The following is a 14,363-nucleotide window of genomic DNA, read 5'->3' as shown; positions in this document are numbered from 1 at the left end:
GGCGCGCGCCGTGAGTTGCCTTTCTGAAGCCTTAGTCCTCAGGCATCAGAATTGCCGCTGAAGCCGGCGGCGAATCGCAGCAGCGACCGCAGGCGGCATCAAACCACATGGCGCCTGAACGCGGTGTGCATTATGCAGCGCTTGAACCAAGAACGGCTTCTCTTTGGCATGAATCGTATTCTTCTCGTTTCGGCGTTGCTGATCGCATCCGCCTCGATTGTGTCCGCTGCCGCTCCTCCGCCGGAGGAAGCGCCGGTCGTCACCGCGCCCTCGAAGGTCGTGCAGGCCCCCAAGATGGCAGCAGGGCCGAAGCTGGTTGAGCCGCATCTGCGCATTGCCCGGTCGGGCATCAAGGGTCACGCGCGGGTGGCGCTGACTTTTGACGCTTGCATGGGTCAGGCCGACGACCGCATCCTCTCGGTGCTGGTCCAGGAGCGCATTCCCGCGACCATTTTCGTCACTGCGCGCTGGCTGAAGCACAATCCGCAGGCGCTGCAGGTCTTCCTTGAGAATCCCGATCTGTTCGAACTCGAGAACCACGGTCAGAATCACGTTCCAGCCGTCGACAAGCCGGTCTCGATCTATGGCATCGCGTCCGCGGGCTCGCCCGAGGCCGTGCGGCAGGAAGTGCAGGGCGGTGCCGATGCGATGCTCGCAGCCGGTATTGCCCCGCCGCACTGGTTCCGCGGCTCGACCGCCAAATACGACCTCTCCGCCATCGCCCAGATTCGCGACATGGGGTACCGCATCGCCGGTTACTCGGTGAATGGAGACGGCGGCTCGCTGCTCGGCGCCGCTGTCACGGAAAAGCGCATTGCATCGGCCAAAGACGGCGACGTCGTGATCTCCCACATCAACCAGCCGACCCACGCCGCCGGCGAGGGCGTCGCCAAGGCGATCGTCGATCTCATGGCCAAGGGTGTCGAATTCGTCCGGCTGCAGGATGTCGAGGACACCGGCGACGACCGGACGACGCAGTGAGCTAGCCACGGGCGCTCTGTAGCGTTTCCTCACTCACGTTCGAGGGTAGGGGCACGTCGGGCGCGTCGCGATCCAGCGCGAAATCATCAAACCAGTCGCGGTACCCTCCGCCGATCAGTGCGCCGATAACCTGTGTCGCAAGATAGGAGAAGGTGATGCCGTTGCCGCCATAGCCATAGGCGGCGTAGACTTGTGGCATCGAGGGAACCGGACCGATCAGCGGTAGGCCGTCCGACGTCTCCCCGAACGTGCCGCACCATGCCGTCGCGACGCGGGTGTCGGCGCTGGACCAGAGCCGCTTCATCTTCTCCCGGATCGTCATGATCTTTTCGGCGAGCTTGGCGTCGCGGGCCGCGGGGTCGACGGTGTCGTCATCCTCGCCGCCAGCGATGATCCGCCCATCAGGCGTCGTGCGCATGTAGAGATAGGGGTGGCTGTCTTCCCAGATCAGCACCTGATCGCGCCAGAGCGCTGCCGGATCCTGCGGTATCGTCGCCAGCGCCCAGCTCGATGTCATCCGGTGCTGTTTCGGCATATCGATGCCCGGCATGGCGTAGCCGGTGGCGAGCACCGCCGTTTTCGCCTCGATGACGAACGCACCGTCTGTTTCGGCGCTGACCCGCCCGCCTTCGCTATGTAGCTTGGTGACCGAGGCGCTGATCAGGCGCGCGCCTTGCTTCACGGCAATGTCCAGCAGACCCCAGGTCAGGAGCAGCGGATCGGCCTCCGCCGAGCCGCGCGACAGGATGCCCCCATCGCGGTCGACTTCGAACTCGGTAAAGAGATCGCAATGTTCCAGATACCGGCTTGGCAGTCCGGCACGACGACGCAGCTCGACCTCCCTGCGAAGATCGCCCGCGCCCTCCTGGTTATTGGCGAGGAACAGCGATTGCCGGGGAAGCAGGTTGCAGGCGATCCGGTGGGCGACGATCAGCTTGGAGAGACCGGTGACCGAGGCTGCGCTCCGCCTGTAGATGCCGGCGGCGCGTTCGAAGCCATGGAAACGCTCGAGTTCGCTGAGCGTTCGGTCTATCTCCCACTGCAGCATGGCGGTGCTCACTGCCGTGCTGCCGAGACCCGGCGTCTCGCGGTCGACGATGACCACGGAAAGACCTCGTTCCGCGAGGTGCTGGCCCATCAGCGCGCCGGTAATCCCGCCGCCGATCACCATGGCGTCGACTTTGAGATTGTCCTGAAGTGGCTGGTAATTGGGCTTTGTTCCTGCGTGGCTCCAAGGGGAGGTGCCGCTCTTCAGCCGGTTCTGGCTGGAATCTGCAAGATCGATTTCTGCCATCTGACGCTTCTTACCTCAATTATTTCGGCAATTGCGGTTGCAGTCTCTCTTCGATGAAAAGTTCATCGACGATGGTCATGACAATCAGCGATAGTGGTAGTGCCAGCATAGCACCAACTGCGCCCCACATCCAAGTCCAGAACAAGATCGCCAGAAACACCACGAAGGGATTGATTTCCAGGCGCTTTCCCATGACCGCCGGGAAGATCAGGTTTTCCATGACGAGGTGGACGATGAAGAATGCCGCCGCTGGCATAAGGCCCACCACGATGCCGTCATGCGTGATGATCCCCGCGATGGCGACCGCCAGCGTCATCATCGTAATGCCGAGATAGGGGATGAAGCTCGACAGGAACGCGAAGAAGCCCCAGAGCACCGGCGCCGACAGGCCGCCTACATAGGCGATCACCATCATCACGAGGCCAAGGCAGACGTAGATCAGCGACGCCGTCGCAAAATAAAATCCGAGAACCTGTTCCACGCCGTTGATCACGCGGATGGCGGCAAGCCGCTGCGAGCGCGACCGGAACACCATAATGATGGATTTGCGCAACGTCACCCGTCCGGCAAGGAAAAGCAGCAACGCGGCGAAGAAGATCAACGCCTGCACGAGGGCAGGGGTGAGATTGGTGCTGACGAGATGCACGACGTTGCCAGTGTTCTCCAGAAGCTTCTCACTCGACATTGGTCCGGTCTGGAAAGTCTCCGGCGTAATGTGCAGCCACTTGATGCGCTCGAGATAGGGCATGAGGCGGTTGAAGGTCTTCTCGACGAAGGCCGGGCCCTCGTTGACGAGCCTTGTCACCGGTCCGGCAAGCGAATTGGCGAGAAGCGCGATCACAAGCGCAACCGCAGTAGACAGGATGACCGCATTGGTGATGCGCGGCACGCCGAGCTTGCTGAGCTTTTCCGCCAGCAGCCCAAGGATCATGCCGACGACGACGGCGAGCGTCACCGGAATGAGGATCAACGACATCATGTAGATGGCCGATAGTGCAAGCACTCCAAAGATACCGATGACGGCCCAGGCCATGCTGACATCAAGCCCGTCCTTCTCCAGGCGACGCATCGGCGCTTGTGGCATCTCCTCCGTGTCCTGGGTCAGTTTTTCTGCCCAGGCGCTGACGGGAGTCGTGCCCACTGTCATTTTGCTGGCCTGCTTGCGGATGCCGTTGGCAATTCCCATCGATAGACGATCCCCGGAAGCCCAGTTGCTTCGCGACGGAAACGCGCGGAACCCCTTCAGGTTCCTAAGGTCAGGCAGACAGGGTCAGGCCGATGCCCCAGGGATCATGCAGGAAGACACCGCCATTGCGCGTTTCACTCTTGATCTCCAGTTCGTCGAGCTTGGTGACAGCTTTTTTGAGCGCTTCCTTGTCGTTGAAGCGTAGCGTGTAGTCGGAAAGGCCCGTCATGCCCTCGGCGCGGGTGCCGGCGCCGCGGCTGTTCCAGATGTTGGCGGCGACATGGTGATGGTAGTCGCCGGTCGCAAAGAAGCTGGCGCCGGGATAGCGCGCCATCAGCTTCAGGCCAAGAATATCGCGGTAGAAGGTGTCTGCTTCCGGAATGTTGCCGACCTGCAGGTGGATGTGGCCGATTGCCGTTCCGTCGGCCATTCCGTTCCAGGCATCGTTGGGTGCGCTGTTGTAGAGCGATTGCAGATCGAGGCGAAGCGTCGCCATTTCCACCTGACCGTCCGGCTGGAATTTCCATTGGTCGTGGGAACGGTCGGCATAGATCTCGATGCCGTTGCCTTCCGGATCGGAGAGATAGATGGCCTCGCTGACGAGGTGATCGGATGCGCCATCCAGGACGACATTGTTGTGCGCCGCGTGGCGCAGCCAGCGGGCGAGCTCGGTGCGGCTGGGCATCAGGAAGGCCGTATGGAAAAGGCCGGCTGCGTTGCGCGGTGCGACACGCACATCCTTGCCTGTCGTCAGCGTCAGAAGCGGCGTGCCGTCGACACCGAGGATTTCGCCGCTCGCGCTTTTCTCGATGACATTAAGGCCAAGCATCGATTGATAGAAATTGGAAACCAGCGGCAGGTCGGTGACGACGAGATGCGACTGATCGACATAGGCAGGACGGGTCAGGGCGTAGGACGTTTCAGTGGTCATGGGCGTATCTCCTGCCTTGGATGGGGGAGGCATACCGGCGGTAGCGGCGAAAGCGCCGCCCGTAGCAATACCAAGGAATTTGCGCCGGTTCATGTGCCTCAGAGGTTCCCTTGGTCGCTGTACTTGATCCCTATATGGCGCATTCTGATTGTTCACAGAAGATCCGATTTTGACGATTCAGCGTTCGATGCCTGTTGACAAGAATCCATCCTGATCTTGATCTTGATCAAAGCGCCTTATTTATCTCTTGAGAGGATGTGGCCGTAAGAAACGGCAGCGCTGGAGGGCCTGAATGTACAAGAGAATCATCGTTCCGATAGAAATAGGCGGGTTGGACAGGGGCGAAAAGGCGCTCCGCAAGGCATCCACGCTCCTTGAAAAAGGTGGCGAGATCATTTTGCTCAACGTTGTCGAGGACGTTCCCACCTATGTCGCGATCGATCTGCCGCCCGAGCTGCGGCAAAACGCGATCGACGATGCCGAACAGAAACTCGGCATGCTGATCCGCACGAGCGGCATACCGGCAATGATCGAGATCGGTCACGGCCGCCCCGCCCACAGTATCCTCGCTGCCGCCGAAGCGCATGATGCGGATCTGATCATCGTCGCCTCGCACATTCCCGACTTCAGCAACTACTTCATCGGTGCCACCGCCGACCGCGTCGTCAGGCATGCCAAATGCTCGGTGCTGGTCGATAGGCAGCGCTGAGAAGAACAACGGCAAAAGACCGATGGAGGAATATCCATGACCGACACGCAGACCTACGAGCAGATCCTACGCAACCGCCAGCGCGAGCTTCTATCGCGGCTGAGTCGCATCGACGTTGATCTCGGGCGCACCAAGGAGCAGGACAGCGACGACCGCGCGATCGAGAGCGAGAACGACGAAGTGCTGGAGGGGCTTGGCCAGGCCGGCCAGGAAGAGCTGCGCGCCATCGACGCAGCCCTCGATCGGATCACGAAAGGCACGTATGGCACCTGCGTCCGCTGCGGCGAGCCGATTTCGAAGAAGCGTCTCGGCGCCGTACCCTATGCCCCGCTCTGTGAAGACTGCATGAGCTGAGAGGCTCTCAGTCATTAAGGTGGCATGTCATCAAGGGTGGCCCATTTTCAGGCTACCCTTCTGCCTTCCACCTGTGTATCTCCACGCCGAAGCCAGAGCGTCCAAAGCTCACGAAGATGTAACGGCGTGCCATCGCTGTTGTGTTGCCTGCACACCGTTTCGGTGCGACGATCGGTTGGAAAGGTGAGGGGTTTCCCGGCATGACAGAGTTCAACGGCATCCGCTGGGCTTACGACAAATATGAGCTGATCGCCGATGGGGTCGTCCATGGCATTGGGCTTGCTTTCGCGCTCATCGGCGCGACCGTTCTGATCTTTTACGCCACTCTCTGGAGTTCCAATGGCGAACTCGCGGCGGCATGGATCTACAGCGTCGGCCTCGTGCTGACGATCGGCATCTCCTTCTCCTATAACGCCTGGCCGGTTTCGCGAACGAAGTGGTTCCTTCGCCGGCTCGATCACTCCTCGATTTTCATCCTGATCGCCGCCACCTACACACCCTTCCTGGAGCGTGGCGCCGACAGTCCGCTGCTGTTCGGGATGCTCATCGGCATCTGGGCGATCGCGGGGCTCGGCATCTTCCTGAAGTGCGCCCTTCCAGGCCGCTTCGACAAGGTTGCCATCCTTCTCTACCTCGGCATGGGGTGGAGCGGCATCTTCGTGGCCGGGCCGGTGGCGGAGCGCATCCCCTTTGTATCGATGCTCCTGATCCTCATCGGCGGGATCATCTATTCCCTCGGTGTCATCTTCCACGTCTGGGAGAAGCTGCGCTTCCAGAACGCCATCTGGCACGGCTTCGTGGTCGCCGCGGCGGCCGTGCACTACTCGGCGGTGCTCACCTGCTTCAGCATGGCAGGCTCCGGGGTCTGATCAGCCGGCCTGCGTGTCCATTTCGATCAATTCTCTGCTATCGCGAATGATCGCTTTCGTCCCGTCATTTCGTTGGTTTACAACGCTGAATGCCGGGCGTATGCCGCTTCCCGGAACCGAACTGAAACTGGACTTGATATGAACCACGCCGTTCTCGTGCGCGATGCCACCGAAGCCGACCTCCCGGCAATCCGCGATATTTATAATCACGCTGTCGAGCATACGACCGCCATCTGGAACGAAACGCTGGTTGATCTCGACAACCGCATCGAGTGGTTCAAGGCCCGCAAGGCAAAGAGCTTCCCGGTCATCGTTGCGGAGAAGGATGGCAAGGTCACAGGCTATGCCTCCTATGGTGACTGGCGAGCCTTCGACGGCTACCGCCACACGGTCGAACACTCAGTCTATGTCGACAAGGATTGCCGCGGCGCGGGGATCGGCGAATTGCTGATGCGGGCGCTGATCGAGCGTGCCGCCGAGGCCAACATCCACGTGATGATCGCCGGCATCGAGGCGGCAAACGCTGCGTCCATCAAACTGCACGAAAAGCTTGGTTTCCGCGTTGCCGGCACCTTCTCGGAGGTCGGCACGAAGTTCGGCCGCTGGCTCGATCTGACTTGCATGGAGCTTAGGGTCACGAAGTGAGCCTCATCGTTCTCACTGGCGCTTCCGGATCGGGCAAGACGGCGATTTCCAAGGCGATCGCCGCTCGGTTCGCTGGTGAAATCGACGTCTACCATTTCGATGACATCGGCGTTCCCCCGCTCTCGCGGATGGCGGCGGACTACGGCTCGCCAGCCGGATGGCAGCGGGCCATGACCTTCAAGTGGTTTGAGAGCCTCGCGGAGGCACAGCACTCCGGCCGAAATCAGTTGCTCGAAGGCCAGATGCGCCTTGCATTTCTAGAAGAAGCGGCAACAGCAACAGGCATTGCCTATTTGCCGCTGCTGGCCGACTGCGATGACGAAACACGAACGCATCGCCTGGCGGTCGAACGCCGGCAGCCAGAGCTTGCCAACACCGAAATGATGATCTGGGCATCCTTCCTCCGCCGCGAGGCCGTGGCAAAGAAATGCGCGATATTGGATACGTCCCGCTTGTCGCTGGATGAAAGCGTCCAGGCGGTCGTCGAACGCTTCTAAGCAGCTCGGACGGGAGCTTTTATTTCTCCGGCTCGAACACCATCGCGTGGCCGTTGATGCAGTAGCGCAGGCCGGTCGGCGGCGGACCATCGGGGAAGACATGCCCCAGATGGGCATCGCAAGTGCCGCAGCGGATCTCCGTGCGGACCATGCCGTAGGTCGTATCGCGGAGTTCGGTCACCGCGTCGGGTGAGACAGCTTCGAAATAGCTCGGCCATCCGCAACCGGCATCAAACTTCGTGTCTGAGCGGAACAGCGGTGCATTGCAGCCGACGCAACGATAGAGCCCGGTTTCGAACGAATCCCAATAGGGGCCGGTAAAGGCACGCTCGGTGCCATGCTGGCGGGTGATCCGGTATTGCTCGGGAGTCAGCTGTTCCTTCCACTCCGCGTCGGTCTTGTGAACTTTGGCGATTGTCGTATCGGCCATGGCTTGTTCCTTTCGCGCCGGGGGGCGGCTTTGATTTTCGACAGCAATGTGGTGCGAAAGGTCGCATGGATCAAGGGATGCCGAGCACGTCAAAGCGTCATCCCGTTCCGGCGAAAACGGCGATGCCGTTGATATTTCGTCGATAAACCGATCGCCCCGGAGGTTTGAGGCGCCCTGGACAGAGTCTGTGACTATCGCTTCAATAGACGCTTCGAAGATACTGCAAGGGGCTGACCGACCCGAGATGATCCGTTCCCTGTGAGTATCCTGCCGCTGCCGGTTGCTCCCGGTCGAACAAGACTTGTGACCGCGCTCCTGTTCTCGTAAACCTGACGGACTTCCGGCTTTCACCGGCTCGACGAAGCACTGCCAGCAGAGGAGGGTACATGGCCGGTGTCACGGCTTTGACATTTGCGGCCTTGTGTCTGCCACTTCTCGGCGCCGTTCTCGCTCCCTTTCTCGTTCGCGTCCTTGGGGCGAACGCCGCTTGGCTCTTGGCGCTTGCGCCGCTTTTGGCCTTTGCGCACTTCGCCAGCCTGCTGCCGGTCATAGCGGGCGGCGAGATGATAACAGGCGGCTATGCCTGGGTGCCGAGCTTCGACCTCCGCTTTTCCTGGCTGCTCGACGGTCTTTCGCTGACCTTCGCGCTGCTGATTACCGGGATCGGCACGCTGATCGTCCTCTATTCGGGCGGATACCTGAAGGGGCATCCGGATCAGGGGCGCTTCTTCTCCTTTATCTTCCTGTTCATGGGCGCCATGCTCGGCCTCGTCGTCTCGGACAGCCTGCTGATGCTCTTCATCTTCTGGGAACTGACGTCGATTACCTCCTTCCTCTTGATCGGGTTCGACCACGAGCGCGAGGCAGCGCGTCGCGCCGCCCTGCAGGCGCTCGTCGTTACCGGCGGTGGCGGCCTGCTGCTGCTGGCGGGCCTGCTCCTGATCTGGAGCACGACAAACGCGACTGATTTGTCGACGCTGCTGCTATCCGGCGATCTGCTGCGTGGCAATCCATATTATCTGGCGATCCTGATCCTCATCCTCTGTGGCGCCTTTACCAAATCGGCGCAATTTCCGTTTCACTTCTGGCTGCCGAACGCGATGGAGGCGCCGACGCCGGTCTCGGCCTACCTGCATTCGGCAACGATGGTGAAGGCGGGCGTCTATCTCCTGATGCGCCTCAATCCCGTCATGGGCGGGACACCGGCCTGGGAGACCTTGCTGCCGCTCTTCGGCGGCGTGACGCTGGTCGTCGGCACGCTGCTTGCGATCCGCCAGACCGATCTCAAGCTGCAACTCGCCTATACGACCGTTTCCTCGCTTGGCCTTCTCGTGCTGTTGACCGGCTTCGGCGCGCCCTATGCCATCGAGGCCGCGGCGCTCTACCTCATGGCGCATTCGCTCTTCAAGGGTGCGCTGTTCATGGTTGCTGGCATCATCGACCATGAGACCGGCACGCGCGACATCACCAGACTGCGCGGCTTGAAAGCGGCGATGCCGCTGACCTTTGCGGCAGCACTCGCCGCGGCTATTTCCATGGGCGGTCTGCCGCCGTTCTTCGGCTTCCTCGCCAAGGAAGAGATTTACGCCGCGCTGGCACATGCGGACCCGCGATCGATTGTCTTTACGCTGGTTGCGGTCGGAGGTAATGCGCTGATGTTCGCGGTCGGCTTCGCTGTGGCGCTAAAGCCGTTTCTCGGACCGGTTCTTGCAACGCCCAAGCACCCGCATGACGCACCGCCGTTGCTGTGGGTCGGTCCTGTCTTGCTGGTGCTATTGGGCCTGATGACTGCGGTGTTCTCCGCAACGGCGCACCATTACATCTCGTCTCCAACGGCATCCGCCATCCGTGGATCGGCGAGCGTGCTCGAGATTTCCCTTATCCCGCATGTCGGCCTGCCGCTGCTTCTGTCCGCTCTTACGATTGCGCTAGGCACGCTCGCTTATTGGCGGATAGACCAGGCGCGTCTGGCCATGGCGACGGTACTGCGCAAGCTAGGACCGGGACCGGATCGTGGCTTCGATTACTTCATCGTGGGTCTGATTAGATTATCGATGCGCGTAACGCGGTTCGTCCAGCCGGGGCGACTTGAACTCTACATCACCTGCACCTTCCTCTGCCTTGCCGCAATCCTGCTCGTTCCCCTCTGGCTATATGGCGAAATGCCGACGCTGCCTGTCTGGCCACGGCAGGTGCAGATCCACGAATGGGCCATCTTCCTGCTCGCCGTTCTTGGCCTGTTCAGCGTTGTCATTGCGCGCGACCGGCTGACGGCGATCGTCTCGCTTGGCATCCAGGGTTTCTCCGTCGCCATCATCTTCCTGCTGTTCGGCGCGCCCGACCTGTCCTTCACGCAGTTCATGGTGGAGACCCTATCGGTCGTGATCCTGGCGCTTGTCATGACCCGCCTTCAATTGTCGCCGACCGATCGGCGGCCGCTCGGCCAGAAGATGTTCGACGGCTGTATCGCGATCGCCTGCGGCTCTGGCTTCGCGCTGCTTCTGATGAAAGCCACGCAGGGGCCGTTCAACAATGCGCTGACGGAGTTCTTCAACACTTACTCAAAGACCATCGCGCACGGCGCCAACGTCGTGAACGTCATCATCGTCGATTTCCGCGGCACCGATACGCTAGGCGAGATCGCGGTCGTCGCCATCACCGGCCTTGCGATCCTCGCCCTCATTCGCATCCGCGCGCAGACTGAGCGCAAGCTTGCCGAAAACGATCCTGACGCGCCCGAGGATCTGGGAGTCGAGCGCCCATGAACACGCTGATCTTCCGCACGATCACGCCGGTGTTGACGGCTCTGATGCTGCTCTTTTCCGTCTTTGTGCTCCTGCGCGGCCACAACGAGCCGGGCGGCGGCTTCATCGGCGGGTTGATTGCCGCCTCGGCGCTGGCGATCTTCGGCATTGCCCGCGGCGTCGGCGCCGTGCGCCGCGCCATCGTCTTCCATCCCCTGGCGATATCAGGGGCCGGACTGTTGATGTCCTGCTCCGCCGGTCTGCTGTCGGTCGTCTTTGCCGTGCCGTTCATGACCGGGCTGTGGATCTATCCAGAGATAGCCGGTGTCGAGGTACCGCTCTCGACCGTCATGCTCTTCGATATCGGGGTCTACCTGGTGGTCGTCGGTGCCATCACCTCGATCGCGCTGGCGCTTGAGGAAAGGGAGATCGAGTGATGGAGCCGCTGTTTGCGATCCTCGTCGGCCTGTTCTTCGCCGCCGCGATCTATTTGATGCTGTCGAAATTCTCGATCCGGATCATGCTCGGGATCGCCGTCCTCGGCAACGCGGTGAACCTGTTGCTGTTTACCGCAGGACGTTTGACGCGCGAGGTGCCGCCGATCATCGCGGCAAACCTCGATACGCTCCCTAACGGCGCCGCCAATCCGCTGCCGCAGGCGCTGATCCTGACGGCGATCGTCATTTCGTTTTCCTTCCTCGCCTTCCTGCTGGTGCTGACCTATCGCGCCTATCAGGAAATCGGCACCGACAACACCGACGAAATGCGTGTCGCCGAACCCGTCGATCCACCGCTGCCGCCGATGGGGTACTAGATGGCGGCTCCGGTAAGCACGATCACCGATCTCTCGGCTGCGATGGTCACGGCACCTGTACCGCTCGCCAACTGGCTCGTCATTGCGCCCGTGGCGCTCTGTATTACATTCGGCGCCGCGCTGCTGATGATGCGCGGTTCGCTGCGGCTGCAGGCGCAGGTCGCCATTCCGGGCCTCGCTGGTCTGGTGTTGCTGGATGCCGCGCTATTGGCAAAGGTCGTCGCGGATGGTCCGCTGACCATGGTCATGGGGCGTTGGCTTCCGCCGTTCGGGATCGCCTTCACCGTCGATCTCTTCGGCGCTCTGATGGCCCTGGCCGCCGCCATCGCCGCGCTTGCCGGCGGCCTCTTCGCACTGAAGGACGTCACCGAAAGCGGCCGCCGATACGGTTTCTTTCCCTTCCTTTTGCTTCTGATGGCAGGCGTTTCCGGCGCGTTCCTGACAGGCGACGTCTTCAACCTCTATGTCTGGTTCGAGGTGCTTCTCATTTCGTCCTTCGGGATGTTGATCCTCGGCTCCGAGCGCGGGCAGATCGACGGGGCCATGAAATATGCGGTGCTGAACCTGATCGGCACGACGCTGTTCCTGATCTCGGTCGGCATCGTCTACGCTGTCTTCGGCACGCTCAACATGGCCGATATCGCTGGCAAGGTGGAGAGTGTGCGCGACACCGCGCCGCTGATGACCCTGTCGGCCCTCTTGCTGCTGGCCTTTGCCATGAAGGCCGCTGCCTTTCCTGTCAATTTCTGGCTGCCGGCCTCCTATCATACGCCGCGCATCGTCGTGTCGGCACTGTTTGCCGGTCTGCTGACCAAGGTCGGCGTCTACGCCCTCATTCGCGTCATGGTCATGCTGCTGCCGATCGAGCGCGAACAATTGAGCCTTCTGATTGCGGCGGTGGGGGCAGCGACCATCGTCGTCGGCGCGCTTGGGGCGCTGGCGCAGGACGATATCCGCAAGCTCCTCGGCTATGTCGTGATCTCGGGTATCGGCAACATGCTGGTCGGCATAGGGCTAGGCACGCCCGGCGGCCTGTCCGGCGCGATCTTCTACGCGCTGCATTCGATGGTGCTGATGACGGCGCTCTATCTTCTCGCCGGGCAGGCTGCCGCCCTTGCCGGCGGTTTCTCGCTGACCGCGCTCGGCGGCCTCTATCGCAAGAGCGGCGGTTTTGCCGCGTTCTCTTTCATCCTCTTCGTCGCCGCGTGTGGGTTGCCGCCCTTTTCCGGCTTCTGGCCGAAGGTGATTTTGGTCAGAGCATCGATCGACGTCGGCGCCTGGTGGCTGGCCGCCGCGATCCTGATCGGCGGCTTCCTGCTGACGGTCGTATTCGGACGCGTCTTCCTGCTCGCCTACTGGCGACCGGCAACGGCACCGCAGGCGGCAGTGTCAATCAGCTGGCAGGCGGGGCTGCCGCTTTTCATCCTGACAGCTATTGTCGTTGCTTTCGGCATCCTGCCCGAACAGCTGCTGGACATGGCGCAGGCTGCGGCGACCGGCCTCATCGATCCGACAGCTTATCTGCAGTCGGTCTTCCCGGATGGAGGGATGCCATGATCGCCCTGCTGCTGAACGTGCTGCTCGCCATTGCCTGGGCGACCGTTACCGGCAGCGCGTCGCCGCACAACCTCCTCTTCGGCTTTGCGATCGGCGCCCTGTGCTTGTCCATCATCCGCGAACCCTATGGCAGCCGGGGATATCTTCGCCGGTCCTTCGCGATCGTGCGGCTTGCCCTTCTGTTTCTCAAGGAGTTGGCGATCTCGGCCTGGAAGGTCGCCGTCACGGTGCTGACGCCCAACATGCGGCTACAACCCGGCATCTTCGCCTTTCCGCTGACCGTCGACCGCGATTTCGAGATCACGCTTCTAGCCAACATGATCACCCTGACGCCGGGCACGCTGTCGGTCGATGTCTCCGACGATCGCAAGACGCTTTACGTGCATGCGCTGGATTGCGCCGATCCCGAGGCGACCAAGCGCGATATCGCCAACGGTTTCGAGCGCCGGATCATGGAGGCATTTCGATGATCTCCCCGTTTGCCATCATGTCCACGGCCGCCGCGGTTGCCCTGGTCATCCTCGGGGTTGCCTTTCTCCTCGCGGGATGGCGGGTCCTCGTCGGGCCGACGCTGCCCGACAGGATCCTGGCGCTCGATACACTGTCAGGCACGGCAATCGGCTTCATCGCCGTATTGGCGGTCAAGACGGGCTTCAGCCTCTATATCGACATCGCCATTTCGCTGGGACTCGTCGCCTTTCTGGCAACGGTCGCCTTCGCGCGTTTCGTGATGTCGCGCGCTCCTGTCGCGGAACGGCACAGCGAAAAAAAGGCGCGTGCCCCGAAAAAGCCCAAAGTCGCGGCCAAACGCAGCGACAAGAATGGCAGGAAGGGCAAGAAATGATGGACTATGCGATAGCGCTCGTTGTCGCTTTCCTTTTGCTGGCCGGTTCGTTGTTTGCGCTCGTTGCCGCACTCGGCGTCGTGCGGTTGCCGGATCTCTACACGCGCATGCACGCCGCTTCCAAGGCTGGAACGGTCGGTTCCGGCATGCTCCTTTTCGCCGCCGGTGTCGCCGCGGGCGAGGTTTCGGTCTTTGCGCGGGCGCTCGCCGGTTTCGTCTTCTTCCTGCTGACGGCGCCGGTCGCGGCGCACCTCCTTGCCAAGGCCGCGCACCAGTCTGGATACCGCCTCGGCCCCCAATCGGTGCGCGATGACCTCGCCAAAAGATGAGAGCGCTTCCGATTCAGTATTTTAAGTTGATTTTTGCACCCTTTTGCAGATTTCTTAATGGTTAATGTTTGGGTTTGTGGCAGGCAATTCTTGCGAAATAGACATTTTTCGGTAGATATATATGAAATAATAATTGGCGTTTTCGTAAAACGGTGATAATTGGTGATCAAGTAGAGTTC

At 61.2% G+C, this 14,363-nt stretch carries 17 protein-coding genes; 13 read left to right on the top strand and 4 right to left on the bottom strand.

Features of this window, described 5'->3' with window-relative positions:
* Nucleotides 1–168: 168 nt before the first annotated feature.
* Nucleotides 169–981 (top strand): polysaccharide deacetylase family protein, encoded by an 813-nt coding sequence (locus RHIBUN_RS0120910; protein WP_025661045.1) that lies wholly within the window; start codon nt 169–171, stop codon nt 979–981.
* A gap of 1 nt (nt 982) precedes the next feature.
* Here RHIBUN_RS0120910 and RHIBUN_RS0120905 read toward each other — a convergent pair whose 3' ends face one another.
* The 3 genes from RHIBUN_RS0120905 to RHIBUN_RS0120895 form a co-directional block, all read right to left on the bottom strand.
* A complete protein-coding gene (locus RHIBUN_RS0120905) occupies nt 983–2,275 on the bottom strand; it encodes an FAD-dependent oxidoreductase (protein WP_025661044.1) in 1,293 nt (430 codons plus the stop codon).
* A gap of 19 nt (nt 2,276–2,294) precedes the next feature.
* Nucleotides 2,295–3,461: an AI-2E family transporter gene (locus RHIBUN_RS0120900; protein WP_025661043.1), complete on the bottom strand. Its 1,167-nt coding sequence runs from the start codon at nt 3,459–3,461 to the stop codon at nt 2,295–2,297.
* Between the two features lie 70 nt (nt 3,462–3,531).
* Nucleotides 3,532–4,392 carry a VOC family protein gene (locus RHIBUN_RS0120895; protein ID WP_025661042.1) on the bottom strand — a complete coding sequence of 287 codons (861 nt, stop codon included), beginning with the start codon at nt 4,390–4,392 and terminating at the stop codon, nt 3,532–3,534.
* A gap of 292 nt (nt 4,393–4,684) precedes the next feature.
* Between RHIBUN_RS0120895 and RHIBUN_RS0120890 the strand changes: the two genes are divergently transcribed.
* From RHIBUN_RS0120890 to RHIBUN_RS0120870, 5 genes are all read left to right on the top strand, one after another.
* Nucleotides 4,685–5,101, top strand: coding sequence for a universal stress protein (locus tag RHIBUN_RS0120890; protein WP_018116555.1), 417 nt, complete (start codon nt 4,685–4,687; stop codon nt 5,099–5,101).
* A 36-nt stretch (nt 5,102–5,137) separates the two neighbouring features.
* Entirely contained in the window at nt 5,138–5,455 is a 318-nt protein-coding gene (locus RHIBUN_RS0120885) for a TraR/DksA family transcriptional regulator (protein WP_018116554.1), read from the top strand.
* A 200-nt stretch (nt 5,456–5,655) separates the two neighbouring features.
* Nucleotides 5,656–6,324 carry a hemolysin III family protein gene (locus RHIBUN_RS0120880; RefSeq protein ID WP_018859461.1) on the top strand — a complete coding sequence of 223 codons (669 nt, stop codon included), beginning with the start codon at nt 5,656–5,658 and terminating at the stop codon, nt 6,322–6,324.
* Between the two features lie 138 nt (nt 6,325–6,462).
* On the top strand, nt 6,463–6,969 hold the full coding sequence (locus tag RHIBUN_RS0120875; RefSeq protein ID WP_025661041.1) for a GNAT family N-acetyltransferase: 507 nt from the start codon (nt 6,463–6,465) through the stop codon (nt 6,967–6,969).
* Complete coding sequence (locus RHIBUN_RS0120870) at nt 6,966–7,466, top strand: hypothetical protein (protein ID WP_018116551.1); 501 nt, start codon at nt 6,966–6,968, stop codon at nt 7,464–7,466. Before RHIBUN_RS0120875 ends, RHIBUN_RS0120870 begins: the two co-directional genes overlap by 4 nt.
* A gap of 19 nt (nt 7,467–7,485) precedes the next feature.
* Here the strand turns inward: RHIBUN_RS0120870 and msrB are convergent, their stop codons facing one another.
* Nucleotides 7,486–7,896 carry a peptide-methionine (R)-S-oxide reductase MsrB gene (msrB, locus tag RHIBUN_RS0120865; protein WP_018116550.1) on the bottom strand — a complete coding sequence of 137 codons (411 nt, stop codon included), beginning with the start codon at nt 7,894–7,896 and terminating at the stop codon, nt 7,486–7,488.
* Between the two features lie 386 nt (nt 7,897–8,282).
* Between msrB and RHIBUN_RS0120860 the strand changes: the two genes are divergently transcribed.
* From RHIBUN_RS0120860 to mnhG, 7 genes are read left to right on the top strand one after another with little or no spacing between them, the layout of a single operon-like run.
* Entirely contained in the window at nt 8,283–10,661 is a 2,379-nt protein-coding gene (locus tag RHIBUN_RS0120860; RefSeq protein WP_025661040.1) for a putative monovalent cation/H+ antiporter subunit A, read from the top strand.
* Complete coding sequence (locus tag RHIBUN_RS0120855) at nt 10,658–11,077, top strand: Na(+)/H(+) antiporter subunit B (protein WP_025661039.1); 420 nt, start codon at nt 10,658–10,660, stop codon at nt 11,075–11,077. The genes RHIBUN_RS0120860 and RHIBUN_RS0120855 overlap by 4 nt, the downstream gene beginning before the upstream one ends.
* On the top strand, nt 11,077–11,454 hold the full coding sequence (locus RHIBUN_RS0120850; RefSeq protein WP_025661038.1) for a Na+/H+ antiporter subunit C: 378 nt from the start codon (nt 11,077–11,079) through the stop codon (nt 11,452–11,454). The genes RHIBUN_RS0120855 and RHIBUN_RS0120850 overlap by 1 nt, the downstream gene beginning before the upstream one ends.
* Nucleotides 11,455–13,011 carry a Na+/H+ antiporter subunit D gene (locus RHIBUN_RS0120845; protein WP_025661037.1) on the top strand — a complete coding sequence of 519 codons (1,557 nt, stop codon included), beginning with the start codon at nt 11,455–11,457 and terminating at the stop codon, nt 13,009–13,011.
* Nucleotides 13,008–13,481 (top strand): Na+/H+ antiporter subunit E, encoded by a 474-nt coding sequence (locus RHIBUN_RS0120840; protein ID WP_025661036.1) that lies wholly within the window; start codon nt 13,008–13,010, stop codon nt 13,479–13,481. Before RHIBUN_RS0120845 ends, RHIBUN_RS0120840 begins: the two co-directional genes overlap by 4 nt.
* Complete coding sequence (locus RHIBUN_RS0120835; protein ID WP_025661035.1) at nt 13,478–13,855, top strand: cation:proton antiporter; 378 nt, start codon at nt 13,478–13,480, stop codon at nt 13,853–13,855. The genes RHIBUN_RS0120840 and RHIBUN_RS0120835 overlap by 4 nt, the downstream gene beginning before the upstream one ends.
* Nucleotides 13,852–14,184, top strand: a complete 333-nt coding sequence (gene mnhG / locus RHIBUN_RS0120830) for a monovalent cation/H(+) antiporter subunit G (protein WP_025661034.1) — start codon at nt 13,852–13,854, stop codon at nt 14,182–14,184. Before RHIBUN_RS0120835 ends, mnhG begins: the two co-directional genes overlap by 4 nt.
* Nucleotides 14,185–14,363: the final 179 nt, after the last annotated feature.

It is taken from the genome of Rhizobium sp. IBUN (assembly GCF_000510625.1).
Classification (GTDB): domain Bacteria; phylum Pseudomonadota; class Alphaproteobacteria; order Rhizobiales; family Rhizobiaceae; genus Rhizobium; species Rhizobium altiplani.
Note: the sequence above shows the minus strand (reverse complement) of the source record. Positions and strands in the feature narration are given on the sequence as shown.